The 16,398-nt window shown below is 19.1% G+C and carries 17 protein-coding genes; 3 read left to right on the top strand and 14 right to left on the bottom strand.

Annotation, left to right across the window (positions count from 1 at the left end; translation table 11 throughout):
* The 8 genes from tmk to GJT93_RS00400 form a co-directional block, all read right to left on the bottom strand.
* Positions 1-621, bottom strand: coding sequence for a dTMP kinase (gene tmk / locus GJT93_RS00435; protein WP_168821660.1), 621 nt, complete (start codon positions 619-621; stop codon positions 1-3).
* Between the two features lie 134 nt (positions 622-755).
* The gene (fabF, locus tag GJT93_RS00430) at positions 756-1,994 is read right to left on the bottom strand and encodes a beta-ketoacyl-ACP synthase II (protein ID WP_168821976.1); all 1,239 of its coding nucleotides are present in this window, start codon (positions 1,992-1,994) and stop codon (positions 756-758) included.
* A gap of 77 nt (positions 1,995-2,071) precedes the next feature.
* Complete coding sequence (gene acpP, locus GJT93_RS00425; RefSeq protein ID WP_168821659.1) at positions 2,072-2,311, bottom strand: acyl carrier protein; 240 nt, start codon at positions 2,309-2,311, stop codon at positions 2,072-2,074.
* 45 nt (positions 2,312-2,356) lie between these two features.
* Positions 2,357-3,112, bottom strand: coding sequence for a 3-oxoacyl-ACP reductase family protein (locus tag GJT93_RS00420; protein WP_168821658.1), 756 nt, complete (start codon positions 3,110-3,112; stop codon positions 2,357-2,359).
* A gap of 8 nt (positions 3,113-3,120) precedes the next feature.
* Entirely contained in the window at positions 3,121-3,444 is a 324-nt protein-coding gene (locus GJT93_RS00415; RefSeq protein WP_168821657.1) for an ACP S-malonyltransferase, read from the bottom strand.
* A 161-nt stretch (positions 3,445-3,605) separates the two neighbouring features.
* Entirely contained in the window at positions 3,606-4,073 is a 468-nt protein-coding gene (locus tag GJT93_RS00410) for an ACP S-malonyltransferase (RefSeq protein ID WP_168821656.1), read from the bottom strand.
* 21 nt (positions 4,074-4,094) lie between these two features.
* Positions 4,095-4,271 carry a 50S ribosomal protein L32 gene (gene rpmF / locus GJT93_RS00405; RefSeq protein ID WP_168821655.1) on the bottom strand — a complete coding sequence of 59 codons (177 nt, stop codon included), beginning with the start codon at positions 4,269-4,271 and terminating at the stop codon, positions 4,095-4,097.
* A 90-nt stretch (positions 4,272-4,361) separates the two neighbouring features.
* On the bottom strand, positions 4,362-5,294 hold the full coding sequence (locus GJT93_RS00400) for an RluA family pseudouridine synthase (protein WP_168821654.1): 933 nt from the start codon (positions 5,292-5,294) through the stop codon (positions 4,362-4,364).
* Positions 5,295-5,643: 349 nt separating this feature from the next.
* Here GJT93_RS00400 and rne point away from each other — a divergent pair, with 349 nt between their 5' ends.
* Together rne and fnr are read left to right on the top strand one after the other, a co-directional pair.
* A complete protein-coding gene (rne, locus tag GJT93_RS00395; protein WP_168821653.1) occupies positions 5,644-8,151 on the top strand; it encodes a ribonuclease E in 2,508 nt (835 codons plus the stop codon).
* Positions 8,152-8,276: 125 nt separating this feature from the next.
* Positions 8,277-8,984, top strand: coding sequence for a fumarate/nitrate reduction transcriptional regulator Fnr (gene fnr, locus GJT93_RS00390; RefSeq protein WP_168821652.1), 708 nt, complete (start codon positions 8,277-8,279; stop codon positions 8,982-8,984).
* A 58-nt stretch (positions 8,985-9,042) separates the two neighbouring features.
* On the opposite strand, the gene GJT93_RS00385 is transcribed toward fnr, so the two are convergent.
* The 3 genes from GJT93_RS00385 to GJT93_RS00375 form a co-directional block, all read right to left on the bottom strand.
* Positions 9,043-10,440, bottom strand: coding sequence for an NAD(P)(+) transhydrogenase (Re/Si-specific) subunit beta (locus tag GJT93_RS00385; RefSeq protein ID WP_168821651.1), 1,398 nt, complete (start codon positions 10,438-10,440; stop codon positions 9,043-9,045).
* A gap of 13 nt (positions 10,441-10,453) precedes the next feature.
* Positions 10,454-12,004, bottom strand: coding sequence for a Re/Si-specific NAD(P)(+) transhydrogenase subunit alpha (locus GJT93_RS00380; RefSeq protein WP_343034339.1), 1,551 nt, complete (start codon positions 12,002-12,004; stop codon positions 10,454-10,456).
* Positions 12,005-12,137: 133 nt separating this feature from the next.
* Positions 12,138-12,917: an enoyl-ACP reductase FabI gene (locus GJT93_RS00375; protein ID WP_168821650.1), complete on the bottom strand. Its 780-nt coding sequence runs from the start codon at positions 12,915-12,917 to the stop codon at positions 12,138-12,140.
* Between the two features lie 200 nt (positions 12,918-13,117).
* Between GJT93_RS00375 and cspE the strand changes: the two genes are divergently transcribed.
* Positions 13,118-13,327, top strand: a complete 210-nt coding sequence (cspE, locus tag GJT93_RS00370; RefSeq protein ID WP_168821649.1) for a transcription antiterminator/RNA stability regulator CspE — start codon at positions 13,118-13,120, stop codon at positions 13,325-13,327.
* A 169-nt stretch (positions 13,328-13,496) separates the two neighbouring features.
* Here cspE and lipA read toward each other — a convergent pair whose 3' ends face one another.
* The 3 genes from lipA to GJT93_RS00355 are packed head-to-tail and all read right to left on the bottom strand — an operon-like array spanning position 13,497 to position 16,290.
* On the bottom strand, positions 13,497-14,366 hold the full coding sequence (lipA, locus tag GJT93_RS00365; RefSeq protein ID WP_168821648.1) for a lipoyl synthase: 870 nt from the start codon (positions 14,364-14,366) through the stop codon (positions 13,497-13,499).
* A gap of 47 nt (positions 14,367-14,413) precedes the next feature.
* A complete protein-coding gene (gene lipB, locus GJT93_RS00360; RefSeq protein WP_168821647.1) occupies positions 14,414-15,037 on the bottom strand; it encodes a lipoyl(octanoyl) transferase LipB in 624 nt (207 codons plus the stop codon).
* Between the two features lie 35 nt (positions 15,038-15,072).
* Entirely contained in the window at positions 15,073-16,290 is a 1,218-nt protein-coding gene (locus GJT93_RS00355; RefSeq protein ID WP_168821646.1) for a serine hydrolase, read from the bottom strand.
* Between the last annotated feature and the right edge of the window lie 108 nt (positions 16,291-16,398).

Below are 16,398 nucleotides of genomic sequence, written 5' to 3'. Positions count from 1 at the left end.
TTATATATTAATTAATTTTAAAATAATATTTTTTACTGCAGATTTAACATATTTTAAATCTTTATTAGCATCAATAAATTTAATTGTTTTATCTTTTTTTACCATTTTTATATAAAAATTTCTAACTTTAGAAAAAAAAGTTATTGATTCTTTTTCAATTCTATCTTTTATTTTAGATTGTATTCTTTGTATAGCAATTAAGGGATTTACATCTAAATAAATAGTTATATTTGGTTTAATATCATTTTTTATAAATTTTTGTAAAAAAATTATATTACGTTTATTAATAGATCTCCCCCCAATTTGATAGGCATATGTAGATAAATCATATCTATCTGATAATATCCAATTTTTATTTATATTAGGTCTAATAATATTATCTAATAATTGTAATCTTGCAGCATATATTAATAATAATTCTGTTTTATAGGAAAAAAATTCTTCTTTAGAAAATTTAATAATTTTTCTTAATTTTTCTGCAATAGGTGTACTACCTGGTTCATGTATTTTAATAATATTAAAAATATGTAATTTATTAAGTAAATTAATTATATAATCACATATTGTAGATTTTCCAGCTCCATCTATTCCTTCGACTACAATAAAATTTTTATATTTCATTTTTTTATTTTGTTATTTTAATAATAAATATATGTATATTTATTATAATAAATTTTATTTATAATAAAAATACGGAATAATTATATATTATATATATAATTATTAATTTTATAAATATTATTATTTATGATAAATTAAATTTTTTTAAATATTAATGATCCATTAATTCCTCCAAAACCAAAAGAATTACATAATACATATTTCATATTATGAACATTACGAGATATATGAGGAATAAAATCTAAATTTAAACTTTTATCAGGATTATCTAAATTAATTGTTGCTGGAATAATTTGATTTTTTAATGATAAAATAGAATAAATAGATTCTATTGCACCTGCTGCACCTAATAAGTGACCAGTAATAGATTTTGTAGAACTAACATATAATTTTTTATAATTATTTTTAAAAATTTTTTTAATAGCATTTACTTCAGCAATATCACCTATAACTGTTGATGTACTATGAGCATTAATATATTTAATATCTTCTGGATAAAGATTAGCATCTTTTAGTGCATTAAACATTGCTAATTGTGCACCATAACCATTAATAGGAGGAGAAGTTATATGATATGCATCATTACTCATTCCAAAACCAACTAATTCAGCAATAATATTTGCATTTCTTTTTTTCGCATGAAAATATTCTTCTAAAATTAGAATACCAGCTCCATCTCCAAGAACAAAACCATCTCTATCTCTATCCCAAGGTCTACTAGCTTTTTTAGGTTCAATATTTCTTCTTGATAAAGATTTCATTGAACAAAAACCAGCTAGACTTAAAGGAGTTACAGATTTTTCTGAAGCTCCTGTTATAATAACATCAGCATCATTATAAGCAATAATTTTAAAAGCAATACCAATATTATGTATACCAGAACTACAAGCAGTATTAATAGATAAACTAGGTCCAGTAAATTTATAATCTATAGCAACATTTCCTGTTAACATACTCATAATAGTAGATGTTAAAAAAAATGGAGTAATTTTATTAGGACCTTTTTTTTGTAAAATATAATTATTTTTTTCTATTAAATTTATACCACCTAATCCTGAACCTATTAATACTCCAAATCTAGGATTATTATATTTATTTAATATTAAACCAGAATTTTTAACAGCTTCTTGACAAGCTGTTAAACCATATTGTATAAATAAATCAATATTTTTTTTTTTTTTTGAAGCAATATTTTTATATTGAAAATTTTGTATTAAGCCAGCAATTTTAGTTTTATATTTACTAGTATCAAAAGTATTAATTAAATTAATACCACTTTTCCCATTGATAAGATTATACCAATTAGATTTTACTGTATTACCAATTGGAGTAATCATACCTATACCAGTAATAACTACTCTTCTACGTTTTATCATTATATTTTTTATATATTAAATAATATTTTTATTAATATATGGAACAGAGTAAATTTTACTCTATTCCTATAATTTTATTTTTTATAATTATTAATATAATCAACAGCTTTTTTAATATTAGTAATTTTTTCTGCATCTTCATCTAATATTTCAATATTAAATTCTTCTTCTAAAGCCATAATAATTTCAATAGTATCAAGAGAATCTGCACCTAAATCTTCTTTTAAGGAAGAAAATATATTAATATTTTCTTCCTTAATTCCTAATTTATTAATAATAATTTTTTTAACACGTTTAGTAATAGAATTACTCATACTCGTTATATTTTCCTATAATAAATTAAAAATAATTTTTTAAAATTATCCCATATATAAACCACCATTAATATTAAGTATTTCTCCTGTTATATAAGATGCTTTTTCAGAAGCTAAAAAAGTTACAGCATCAGCTATTTCTTGAGGTTTGCCAAAACGTTTAGATGGAATTTTTGATATTATATTAATATAGTTTTTTTCTTTTAAATTTAATGTCATATTTGTTTTAATATATCCAGGAGATATTATATTAACAGTGATGCCCTTGGAAGCTACCTCTCTAGCTAAAGATCTACTAAATCCTATAATACCTGCCTTAGATGCTGCATAATTTGCTTGACCTATATTACCTGTAGATCCTATAACAGAACCGATTGTAATTATTCTACCAAATAATTTTTTTATCATATAATGAATAACTTCCTTACAAATTCTAAAAACAGAAGTTAAATTAATTTGTAAAACATTATTCCATTGATCATCTTTCATTTTTATAACTAATGTATCATATAAAATTCCAGCATTATTAATAAGTATATCTATACTTTTAAATTCTTTAATAATATGTTTAATGAAATTATTTATAATATAAGGTGATTGATCTTTTAAATCAAGAATTAAACCCTTTCCTCTTTCTTTTAAAGAATTATTAATTTTTTTAATTCCTGTAATATTTGTAGATGTTCCTATTACATAGGCTCCATTAATAGCTAATGTATTAGCAATACTAAATCCTATTCCTGTACTAGCTCCAGTAACTAAAGCTATTTTATTTTTTAATAATAAGTTGTGAAATAACATATTTTTTTTTAAATTTTATATTTGTTTAATGTTAAAAAAAATGTTTTTTTATTATAAATAGAATTTATATTTAAATCATTTTTAATTTGTTTTGATATTGTTTTAAGTAAAATTTTAGGAGTAAATTCAATTATATTGAATATATTTTGTTTTTTGATTAATTTAATACATTTAATCCAATTAACAGGATAATATAATTGTTTAACTAAATAATTTCTAATATCTTTAGATATTTCACAATTATAATTTATATTTTTAATAAATTTAATTTTCGGTTTATTAAAAATAATTTTTTTTAAAAAATTTTTGAATTTTATAGATATAGGTTTCATTAAAGAACAATGAGAAGGAATATCAATATTTATAGGAATTGTATATGCACCTAAAGATTTAAATATTTTTATAGCTTTATTTACAGCTAATTTATTTCCACTAATAGTAATATTATTATATGAATTATAATTTGATATAGAAATAATATTATTAAATTCATTTATTTCATTACAAATTTTTTTAATAATTTTTTTTTTAATCCGATAACTGTTTGCATATAATACCCGTCGTGATGAAAATCATTTAAATTATATGATATTTCATACATTAATTTTCCTCTAAATTCTACTAGTTTAATAGCATCAGAAAAACTAATAATACCACTACATACCATAGCAGTATATTCTCCTAAACTATATCCTGTTACCATATTAGGTAAAAGATTACTTTTATATAACCATAAATTATATATTGATATAGATGCTACTAAAATAGCAGGTTGTGTATAATAAGTTTTATTTAATTTTTCTAATGGACCTTTATTTATAAGATACCATAAATCATATCCTAATATTTCTGAAGCTGAAGAAAACGTTTCTTGTATAATTTTAAATTTTTTATATAAATCAGATAACATACCAATAAATTGAATTCCTTGTCCAGGAAATACAGCAACAAATTTTTTCATTTTTTAAAATATATTTAATTATTAATTGTTATTTATAATTTTTTTACCTCTATAAAATCCATCATCAGTTAAATGATGATATAAATATTTTTTTCCAGTTTTTTTATTAATTAATAAAAATTTATTTTTCAATAATTTATCTTGAGAACGTCTCATTCCTCTTTTAGATCTTGATTTTTTATGTTTTTGAACAGCCATTGATGATTACCTTTATATAAAAAGATATTATTTATATATAAATATAATTTTATTTTATTATATCATATTTAATATATATAAAATATTTTATTATTTTAATTTAAGTAAACAATTGTTTAATTTTTGATCTAATGGAGCACAAATTATAATTTTTTTATTACTTATAGGATGTATAAATTTTATTTTTTTAGCATGTAAAAATAATCTATTTATATGAAATTTTTTTTTAAATTTTAAATTAATATTATTATTACCATATCTTTCATCATTGATTATAGGATAATTTAAATACGACATATGTACTCTAATCTGATGTGTTCTACCTGTAATTGGTTTTATTTTAGTTAACATAAAATTTTTATAGTTTTTTATAACTTTAAATTTAGTTTCTGATAATTTTCCTTTTTTATCTATTTTAACTTTTATTTTTTTATTTAAAAAATTTTTTAATAAAAAATTTTTAATATAAATATATTTTTTATTTAAACAATTACCTTTTACTAATGCAATATATTCTTTTTTCATTTTTTTTTCTCTTAATTGTTTTTGTAATATTTTTAATACTGATCTTTTTTTAGCCATAAGTAAAACACCAGATGTTTCTTTATCAATTCTATGAATAAGTTCTAAAAAAAAATTTTTTTTAAATAAAAATCTATAATTTTCTATAATACCATTATTAATACCACTACCTCCATGAACTGCTATTCCAGAAGGTTTATTGATAGCTAAAATATATTTATCTTCAAAAAGAATAATTTTTTTTAAAAATTCTGTTTTTTTTATATTTAATTTATTTTTAATTTTTTTTATATTTTTTTTATATATATAAGGTAATATAATTATATCCTTATATTTAATTTTAAAATTTGGAAAAACTTTTTTATTATTAATTTTTATTTTTCCAATTCTTAATAATCTATATATTAAACTTTTAGGAACTGTTTTAAATTTTTTAATTAAAAAATTATCTATTCTTTGTTGATCAATAATAGAAGATACAATAATTTTTTGGTTTTTCATTATTTTTTCTATAAAATATTTTATATTTTATTAATAATAATCTAAAAAATTTAATATATATAATATATTTTTTATATAAAATGATTTTTTGAAAATTAAAATTTATGTTATTATTAATTTAATAAATAATTTTTATAAAAATTTTCATAAAATCAATATTTTTAGAAAAAATTTTATAGAATTTTCTTTAAAGTTGTAAATAATCATAAAATATATTTTATTATTTTCGAATAATTAATTTTTAAAATTTAAATTTATTCATAAAAGATTAAATATAATTTTCTTATTATATTATTTTTATATTTTTTATAAAAATATTAATCAGTTTAAAATAAATGAGTAAGTTATTATGAAAAGAATGTTAATAAATGCTACTCAACACGAAGAATTACGTGTTGCTCTAGTAGATGGACAAAGATTATATGATTTAGATATAGAAAATTCTAATCATAAGCAAAAAAAATCTAATATATATAAAGGAAAAATTACACGTATTGAACCAAGTTTAGAAGCTGTTTTTGTTGATTATGGAGTAGATAAACATGGTTTTCTACCCATTAAGGAAATTACGGAAGAATATTTACCAAATAATTATTATGAAAATTTTTATAATAAAATAAATTTTAAAGATTACTTAATTGGTAAAGAAATTATTGTACAGATTAATAAAGAAGAGAGGGGTAAAAAGGGTGCATCTTTAACAACATTTATTAGTTTAGCTGGTAGTTATTTAGTTTTAATGCCTAATAGTTCTAATTCTAATGGAATATCTAGAAAAATAGAAGGAGAAGAAAGAAGAAATTTAAAAAAAATTTTATCATTATTATTACTACCAGATAATATGAGTTTAATTATACGTACAGCTGGTTTAGGACAAAATATAGAAACACTTAAGTCAGATTTACAATTTAGATTAAAACATTGGGAAATAATTAAAAAAATTGCTAAAAAAAAATCAGCTCCTTTTTTAATACATCAAGAAGGTAATATTATTATTAGAGCATTACGTGATTATTTATATCATGATATAAGTGAAATATTAATAGATAATTTAAAAATTTTAAAGTTAGCAAAAAAACATATTAATATTTTAGGTAGATCAGATTTATATAATAAAATTAGATTATACAAAGGTAGTATCCCATTGTTTAGTCATTATCAAATAGAATCTCAAATTGAAACTGCTTTTCAAAGAGAAGTACGTTTATTTTCAGGTGGTTCAATTGTTATTGATACAACAGAAGCATTAACATCAGTAGATGTTAATTCATCAAAAGCTACAAAAGGAATTGATATAGAAGAAACAGCATTAAATATTAATTTAGAAGCTGCAGATGAAATTATTAGACAATTAAGATTACGTGATGTAGGAGGATTAATAGTAATAGATTTTATCGATATGTCTATTTTAAAAAATAAAAAAGCTGTTGAAAAAAAATTACTAGAAAATATTCGTCATGATAGAGCTAAAATTCAAATTAGTAATATTTCAAAATTTGGATTATTAGAAATGTCTCGTCAAAGATTAAGATCTTCTTTAAAAGAATCTAGTTATTATTTATGTCCTCGATGTCTAGGACATGGTACATTAAGAGATAATAAATCTTTATCATTATCTATTTTAAGATTAATAGAAGAAGAATCTTTTAAAAAAAATACTAAAGAAGTATATGCTATAGTTCCTGTAAAAATAGCTTCATATTTATTAAATGAAAAAAGAGAAGCAGTAAATGCTATTGAAAATAGACAAATTAGAACATTTATTATACCAAATTCTAAATTAGATACACCTAATTATTCAATTTTACGTGTTAAACATGGTGAAGATAAAAAAAATATATTTTATATTAAAAATATATTACAAAAATTAAATTCAAGTAAAAATAATATTAATATTTTAAAAAATAAGTTTTTACAAAATATTATTCATGAAAATAAAAAAATACAAAAATTAAGTACATATAATGAATTTCTTTTTAATAAAGAAGATTTTTCTATTTTTAATAGATGTAATTTAGTTTTTTTATTTTTTAAAAAAAAAAATATATTTTTAAATTTTCTCCAAAAAGAAATTTTTTATTTTAAAAAGATTATACAAATTTGTATACAAAAAATTTTTATTATAAATAAATTTTTTTTAAATAATTATAAAAAAATTTTTATTTGTAATAAAAAAAAAAAATTCAAAAAAAATACAAATTATCCTTTACAATCCATTTATTTAAATATACAAAAAAAAAAAATACCTTTTTATACAAAAAAAATTTTTTCAATTTTTGATATTAAATCAAAAAATAAAAAATTTAAGTTATATAAAATATATAATAATATAATTATTAAAAATAAAAAAGAAAATAATAATTCATCTAATTGTATAAAATCAAAAAAATTTTTAAAAACTAAAAATAATTATAGTAATTTACTATATAATAAACAATATATACAAAATAATTTTAATAAATTTATTAATATTTCTAATAATAAAAAAAATAATATATCTAATATTTCTATAGAAAATAAAATAGGTTTTAATAAATTTAAAAATTCAGTTAAAATAAATAAAATTCTATTAAATAAAGTTAAATTTAAAACTAAAAAAAATTTAATATCTAAAACTTATATAACTATTTCCGATGTTATAAATAATCATAATAGAAATATAAAAAATAATAATTTTATAAATAAAAAAAAAATATATAAAGACTGTATATTAACAAATAATAAAAAAATACAAAATAATTTTACAAATAATTATAATAATAAATTTATTAATTCATCATTTCATTTAAATAATAAAAAAGGTGCTGGAGCTCATGCAGCTAAAAAATATGCTACATCTCCAGTAAAAAGATTATAATTTTTTTTATATAAAAATTTATAATATTATAAAACATTTAAAATTAAAATTTAAAATATAATCAATATATATTAATTATATTTTAATTAAAATATTTTTTATTTTTTAATTTCAGAGAACACAACATGATTCTGAAACAAAAATATAATGTAAAAAATATGAATAGTAATTGTAAAAATTGTTTAACATATAAATTATGTATATTTTTTAAATATAAAAAATTTATTACAATTTTAAAAAAAAAAAAATTAGTCCATAAAGGAGAAATATTATTTAGAGCAAAAGAAAAAATGATTTCTTTATATACTATACAATCAGGAACTATTAAAACTTATAATTTTACTAAACAAGGAAATGAACAAATAATTAAGTTTTATTTTAAAGGTGATTTAATCGGTTTAGATAGTATCTATAATGGAATTTATAGTAATTTTATTAAAGCATTAGAAACATCAACTTTATGTGAAGTATCTTTATCAAAATTTAATAAGATTATTTTTCAAATTCCTTCTTTAGGATATAAAATAATAAAATTAATGAGTAAAGAAATTAAAATAAATTTATATTTTATATCACTTTTATCTAGAAAAAAAGCAGAAATAAAATTAGCTACATTTATATATGATTTATCTAAAAAATTAAAAATAAGAGGATATTCACATAAAGAATTTTTTTTATCTATGACTAGAAGTGATATTGGTAACTATTTAGGAATTACAGTTGAAACTATTAGTCGTATTTTAAGTAAATTAAAAAAAAGTAAAATATTAATAATTCGTGGTAAACATATTATAATTGATAATTATTTAAAATTAATTAATTTAATTAATTAATATAAATATATATTAAGTTTACTCTAGTATTTTAATATACAATGAGTAAACTTTTTTATTAAATTTTTTTTAAGATTTGATTTATAGAATTTTTTGCATCTCCAAACAACATATAACTATTGTCTTGATAAAATAAAGGATTATTAATCCCAGCATATCCTTGATTCATGCTTCTTTTAAAAATAATAATATTATTAGCTTTCCATACTTCTAAAATTGGCATTCCTGATATTGGACTATCAATATCTTCTTGTGCTAATGGATTAACTATATCATTAGCTCCTATTACTAATACGGTATCTGTATTAGTAAAATCTTTATTAATATCATCCATTTCATATACCATATTATATGGTATATTAGCTTCAGCTAATAAAACATTCATATGTCCTGGTAAACGTCCAGCTACAGGATGAATAGCAAATCTAACTTTTATATTTAATTGAGTTAATTTATTTACTATCTCAGATAATGGATATTGTGCTTGTGAAACAGCTAATCCATATCCAGGAACAATAATAATATTATTTGAACTTTTTAATATTTCTACTGTATTATCAATAGATATTTCTTTATAATTTTGTATATTTTCTTCAGAGTTAATATTCTTATTATTAATTTTCTTATTACTACCAAGTAATACATTAAAAAATGATCTATTCATACCTTTACACATTAAATAAGATAAAATAGCACCTGAAGAACCAACTAATGCACCTGTTATAATTAATAAATCATTAGTTAACATAAATCCTGAAGATGCTGCTGCCCATCCAGAATAAGAATTTAACATTGATATTACTACAGGCATATCTGCACCACCAATACTCATTATTAAATGAAAACCAAATATTAATGAAATTAAGAATATTAATCCTAAAACAATGATTTGTAACTTTATATTATTAGTATTTAAAAAAATTAACATTAAAATAAATGATATTAATAATATTAATAAATTAATTTGATTTTTAAATTTTAAATTTAAAGTTTTTGATTTAATAAATCCAGATAATTTATTAAAAGCAAGTATAGAACCTATTAAAGTAACAGAACCTATAAAAATACTAAAAAATATTTCTATTAATTGCATACCTATATTTTTATGAAAAATACTTTTTTCATATATTAATAACAAATAATTATTAAATCCTACAAGAACTGCAGTTAATCCTACACAACTATGTAATATTGCAATTAATTGAGGCATTTTAGTCATATCAATTTTTTTAGAAATACTTATACCTATAAATGCACCTAAAAAAATTGCTCCTAATATATATCCAATATTATTAACTTGTGCTTTTAATATAGTTATAATTATTGCTATAAGCATACCATTAATAGCAAATATATTACCCTTTTTAGAGGTTTCTTTTTTCGAAAGACTTGCAATACTTAATATAAATAAAATTGCTGATATAGTATATGTAAATATTAATGACCTATCAAACATTTATAAATTCTCCCTAGTTTTTAAAAAACATTTTTAACATACGTTGAGTAATAGTTAATCCTCCAAAAATATTAATACTTGATAATAATGTTCCTAAAAATGCTAATAAAATTGTAATACTATAATTATAATTAAGTTGTAAAATAGAACCAATAATAATAATACCAGAAATAGCATTTGTAACAGACATTAAAGGAGTATGTAATGTATGACTTACATTCCATACTACATAATAACCTATTATACAAGATAATAAAAAAATTATAAAATGGGGTATAACTTCATAAGGAAGAGATTCAGTCATATAGTATGTGCTAAATAATCCTATAATATATAAAAAATATTTATTTTTTAAAAAACATTTACTATGTTTTTTTTTAGAAACATTTTTTTTATTTTTAAAATCATTTATTTTTTTCATCTTATTTTTTATTTTGGATGATTGAACTTTTGGTGCTGGCCATATAACCTTATTATTATAAGTTACAGTCATATTTCTAATAATTTCGTCTTTTAAATTAATATTTATTGAACCAAAATGATTTTTAGATAATAGATTAATTAAATTAATAATATTTGTACTATATAATTGAGAAGCTTGAGGAGCTACTCTACTAGGTAAATTTGTAAAACCTATAATTTTAATATTATTATCAGTAATAATAATTTTATCTTTTTGTGTTATTTCACAATTACCCCCATGTTCAATTGCAAGATCAAAAATTATACTTCCTGGTTTCATTAATTGAATCATTTTTTTTGTAATTAAAATAGGTGCTTTTTTATTAGGAATCATTGCTGTAGTAATAATAATATCTGTTTTTTTAACTACCTTATTAAAAGATTCTTGTATTAATTGTGATTTTTTCTGAGATGAATGAGTTTTATATTCATGAATACTATCTTCTTCTTGATCTTTTAATTTTAAAAATTCAGCACCCATACTTTTAATTTGTTCTTCTACTTCTTTTCTTGTATCAAAAGCTATGACAATAGCTCCTAAACTTTTTGCTGTACCAATTGCTGATAATCCTGCAACTCCTGCACCTACTACCATAACTTTAGCAGGTAATATCTTACCTGCAGCAGTAATTTGTCCATTTAAAGTTCTTCCTAATAAATTAATTGATTCTATTATACTTCTATAACCAGATAAATTATTCATTGAACTTAAAGCATCAAAAGCTTGAGCTCTAGAAATTCTAGGTATTGCATCCATTGCAATAGTAGTAATATTTTTTTCAGCTAAAATATTTAATAAATCTTTATTTTTATATGGCCAAACAAAACTAATTAATATACTATCATTCTTTATTAATTTAATTTCCTCTTTATCAAGAGGATGAATTTTAATTATTATATTTGCATCCCAAATTTCTTTATTTTCTACAATTCTTGCTCCATTATTTTCATATTCTTGATCACTAAAAAATGAATTAATACCAGCACCTTTTTCAAGATATATTCTAAAACCTAGTTTAATTAATTTTTTAATATTTGAAGGAATCATTGCTACTCTTTTTTCTTCAAAATATTTTTCTTTTGGTATTCCAATTATCATCATAAATACTTAACCTATAATAAATTATTTATATATTTTATATAAAAAAATATTTATTTAAATTTTCAAATTATCATTTATTAAATAATTTTTCAAATTTTTATTTTGTATAAAAATATAAAATAAAATATATTATTTATTGAATGTTATTAATAATTTGAAGATTAAATCCAGAATCTAGATGAATAATTTCTCCTGTAATTCCTAAAGATAAATCAGAAGATAAAAAAGTAGCAACATTACCAATATGATTTATTGTAATAGATTCACATAAAGGACTATTTTTTTTATATAAATTAATTATATTATTAATATTTTTTATTCTAGAAGAAGCAATAGTTTTAATTGGTGCTGGAGATATCCCATTAATACGAATATTTTTATATCCAATATTACATGCTATATAACGAATATTAGCTTCTAATGAAGCTTTTGCTAAACCCATGATATTATAATTTCTTATGAATTTTTGTGATCCTAAATAGGTTAATACTATAATAGAAGATTTATTATTTAATAAATTTATACATTTTTTTACCATATATAATAAACTATAAGAATTAATATCATGAGATATTTGAAATTCTAAACGTGATGTTTCTAAAAAATTTTTTCTTAATGTATTATCAGGAGTAAAAGAAATACAATGTACAAAACCATCAAAATTTTTCCATATTTTAGATATTTTTATAAATAAAAATTTAATATCTGTATTTTTAGATAAGTCACATTTAATTATAGGATATTTTGTCATATTCTTAACTAATTTTTTAATTCTATTTTTATATTTTTTTTTTTGATATGTAAAAATTAAATTTGCTTTATGTTTATACATAACACAAGCAATACCATAAGCAATAGATAATTTATTTAAAACTCCTGTAATTAATATTTTTTTTCCTAATAATAAACTCATTTTTTTCCTCAAAAAAATATATTTTTTATTAAAAAATAATAATTAAATATATTTAAAATTTAATAAAATTAATTTTTTTTTTAAAAAAATTTGATATTTATCAGCTTTTTGATTTGTTTCACTAGACAAATGTATTATTAATTGATGTACTTTTAAATGACACAATTTTAGTGTCTATTTTTATGTAAAGGTAATAATTGATGTCCAAGATTAAAGGTAACGTTAAGTGGTTTAATGAATCTAAAGGTTTTGGTTTCATTACTCCTGAAGACGGCAGTAAAGATGTTTTTGTACATTTTTCTGCAATTCAAAGTAGTGGTTTTAAAACATTAACTGAAGGCCAAAAAGTAGAATTTGAAATTACTAACGGAGCCAAAGGACCTTCTGCAGCTAATGTTGTTGCTCTTTAAACTTTTATAGCTGTTCAGAAAGGGTTTAAAATATTATTTGCCTCTGATAAAATTTTATAATTTTTAATTATTTAAAATAGTCTTCTTATATTAAGAATATATAAATAAAAGAATTTTAAATAACATTAATAAAATAAAATTTTCAGAGGCATTATTTATTTTATAAATTTTAATAAAAATAATTTTCTGCATTATATGAAGAACGTATAAAGGGACCACATATTACTTTTTTAAAACCTAGATTTTTTGCTTTAATTTTAATTTCATTAAATTCATTTGGACTAATATAATTTGACACAGGGATATGATTTTTACTTGGTTGTAAGTATTGTCCAATAGTTAAAATATCAACTCCATTATTCTTTAAATCTTTTATAGTTTTAAATAACTCTTTTTTTGTTTCACCTAAACCTACCATTAATCCAGATTTAGTTAAAATTTTAGGAAATAAATATTTAAATCTTTTTAATAAAATTAAAGATTTTTTATATTTACCAGCAGGTCTTACTTTTTTATATAAATTTTCTACTGTTTCTATATTATGATTAAAAACATCAGGTAAAGCATTACGAAATATTTTTAAAGCTTTTTCAATACAATTTTTAAAATCAGGAACAAGAATTTCTATTTTAATTTTAGAATTTTTTTTACGTATTTTTTTTATACAATTAATAAATTGTTGTGCTCCTCCGTCATGTAAATCATCACGAGTAACTGAAGTAATAACAACATATTTTAATTTCATTAAAGATACAATACTAGCTAATTTAGAAGCTTCATATTCATCATATTTTTGTTGAGGTCTACCATGAACAACATTACAATATAAACAATTTCTTGTACATATATTGCCTAAAATCATAAAAGTTAATTGACCTTTACTAAAACATTCTATTAAATTAGGACATGATGCTTCTTCACAAATAGAATGTAATTTATTTTTTCTTAAAAAAGATTTTATTTTTTTTATTTTATTAATATTTTGAATTGAAAATTTAATTTTAATCCAATTAGGTTTTTTAGAAATTTTTTTTTTCATTTTTTTATATAAAATATATTAAATTTAATTAATACAATAATATAATATTAATTATTTATTAAAAATAAAAATTCATCTACTAAAAATTTTCTAATTTTAAATATTTTTACATTATAAATATAATTTTGTAAATTTATCATTTTTAATTGTTTTAAACCACATGGATTAATATAACTAAAAGGTAATAAATTCATATTAATATTAAATGACATTCCATGAAGAGTACATCCTTTAGAAATCTTTATACCTATAGATGCTATTTTTTTATTATTTATATATATACCAGAAATATCTTTAAAATATGAATTAGATGATATATTAAAATATAATAATATATTTATGATAGTTTGTTTTAAACAATTAATTAAAAATCTAATACTCAATTTTCTTCTCTTTAAATTTATTAAAATATACATAATTTGTTGTCCTGGAGCATGATAAGTGATTTTTCCCCCTCTATCAGTACAAAATATAGGTATATTATGATTATAACTAATTATATCGTTTATATTGGATAATTTTCCTTGAGTAAAAACAGGATAATGTTCAACTAACCATATTTCATCTAAAGTTTGATTAGATCGTGTATAATTAAAATTATACATTTTTTTATAAGTATAATACCAATGTTCTATACCAAGATTTCTTATAATAAAATTTTTATTATACATTATTATATATTAATATTTTAAATTTATATTAATTTTTACTGATGTATCCATTTATTTAACAATAATCTTATATAATCTAAAAAACGTACTAAAAAATTTCCTTTTGATACATTTTCTAATGCAATTAATGGATAATTTTCAATAACATGATTATTAATAATAAAAGTCATATGTCCTAAGATTTGATTTTTATATATAGGAGCAAAAATTTTATTATTTTTAATATGATATAAAATTTTTATTTTTTTTTCTTGATTTTTAATAATAGTTAAATATACATCATTTTTAATTCCAATTCTAACATATGATTGTCTACCATATAAAATAGGAATAGATGCTATTTTTTGATATTTTTTTATAGGATGAATTGTACGAAATGTTTCAAAACCCCAATTTAATAATTTTTTACTATTTTTTTTACGATCTTGTTCTGTTTTATCACCTAAAATTACAACAATTAATCTCATATTTCTTTTTGTTGCAGAAGCTATAATATTATAGCCTGCATCTTTAGTATGACCTGTTTTAATTCCATCTACATGTAGAGTTTTATCCCATAATAATAAATTACGATTTTTTTGATTAATATGATTAAAAGTAAAACTTTTTTCTTTATAAATAGCATATTCATAAGGAAAATCTCTTATTAAAGATTTACCCATAATAGCAATATCTTGTGCCGTTGTATATTGTCCAGATTCATCTAATCCATGTACATTTTTAAAAATAGTATTTTTTAATCCTATTTTTTTTGCATAAAAATTCATTAATTTTACGAAATTTTGTTGATTACCAGAGATATATTCTGCTATAGCTACACAAGCATCATTTCCTGATTGTAAAATAATTCCCTTTATTAAATTTTTTACAGAAATACGATCTCCTACTTTTAAAAACATCAATGATGAACCATTAAATTCAGTATTACCAGTAGCCCAAGCATTTTTACTGATAGTTACAAAATCATTACGATGTAATTTTTTTTTTGCTAAAGCTTTGCCAATTACATAACTTGTCATAATTTTTGCCAAACTAGCTGGTTTTTGAATTTTATTAGAATTTTTTTCGGTTAAAATCATACCTGTATTATAATCTATTAATATATATGATTTTGCATTAATATTTGGTTGTAATTTTACATTAAATATATCTTCGTTAGCATATATAATTGTAGAATGTAATAGTAATATAGTAATTATTAATTTTATTATTTTGAAAAAAAATTTATTAAATTTTTTATATATTTTTTTCATGTCTAATACTCATAAAAATATTCAATATTATTAGATATTTTTAAATATAATTTGTTAAATTAACATTCTATATAATTTTTTTTAAAAATGTAACTAAATTTTCAGTAA

Source organism: Enterobacteriaceae endosymbiont of Donacia provostii (genome assembly GCF_012570145.1).
In the GTDB taxonomy this organism is placed as follows: domain Bacteria; phylum Pseudomonadota; class Gammaproteobacteria; order Enterobacterales; family Enterobacteriaceae.
The sequence above is the reverse complement of the archived record's forward strand: the minus strand, read 5'-3'. Positions and strand labels throughout refer to the sequence as shown.

Excerpts from the sequence above, each read along its gene's own strand:
- GJT93_RS00375 (WP_168821650.1), bottom strand. The coding sequence starts at position 12,917 with ATGAGTTTATTATTAGGAAAAAAAATATTAATTACAGGAGTTTTAAAT.
- GJT93_RS00380 (WP_343034339.1), bottom strand. The coding sequence starts at position 12,004 with ATGATGATAATTGGAATACCAAAAGAAAAATATTTTGAAGAAAAAAGA.
- lipB (WP_168821647.1), bottom strand. The coding sequence starts at position 15,037 with ATGTATAATAAAAATTTTATTATAAGAAATCTTGGTATAGAACATTGG.
- acpP (WP_168821659.1), bottom strand. The coding sequence starts at position 2,311 with ATGAGTAATTCTATTACTAAACGTGTTAAAAAAATTATTATTAATAAA.
- rpmF (WP_168821655.1), bottom strand. The coding sequence starts at position 4,271 with ATGGCTGTTCAAAAACATAAAAAATCAAGATCTAAAAGAGGAATGAGA.
- GJT93_RS00355 (WP_168821646.1), bottom strand. The coding sequence starts at position 16,290 with ATGAAAAAAATATATAAAAAATTTAATAAATTTTTTTTCAAAATAATA.
- GJT93_RS00400 (WP_168821654.1), bottom strand. The coding sequence starts at position 5,294 with ATGAAAAACCAAAAAATTATTGTATCTTCTATTATTGATCAACAAAGA.
- GJT93_RS00420 (WP_168821658.1), bottom strand. The coding sequence starts at position 3,112 with ATGTTATTTCACAACTTATTATTAAAAAATAAAATAGCTTTAGTTACT.
- GJT93_RS00415 (WP_168821657.1), bottom strand. The coding sequence starts at position 3,444 with ATGAAACCTATATCTATAAAATTCAAAAATTTTTTAAAAAAAATTATT.
- GJT93_RS00410 (WP_168821656.1), bottom strand. The coding sequence starts at position 4,073 with ATGAAAAAATTTGTTGCTGTATTTCCTGGACAAGGAATTCAATTTATT.
- cspE (WP_168821649.1), top strand. The coding sequence starts at position 13,118 with ATGTCCAAGATTAAAGGTAACGTTAAGTGGTTTAATGAATCTAAAGGT.
- lipA (WP_168821648.1), bottom strand. The coding sequence starts at position 14,366 with ATGAAAAAAAAAATTTCTAAAAAACCTAATTGGATTAAAATTAAATTT.
- rne (WP_168821653.1), top strand. The coding sequence starts at position 5,644 with ATGAAAAGAATGTTAATAAATGCTACTCAACACGAAGAATTACGTGTT.
- GJT93_RS00385 (WP_168821651.1), bottom strand. The coding sequence starts at position 10,440 with ATGTTTGATAGGTCATTAATATTTACATATACTATATCAGCAATTTTA.
- tmk (WP_168821660.1), bottom strand. The coding sequence starts at position 621 with ATGAAATATAAAAATTTTATTGTAGTCGAAGGAATAGATGGAGCTGGA.
- fnr (WP_168821652.1), top strand. The coding sequence starts at position 8,277 with ATGATTCTGAAACAAAAATATAATGTAAAAAATATGAATAGTAATTGT.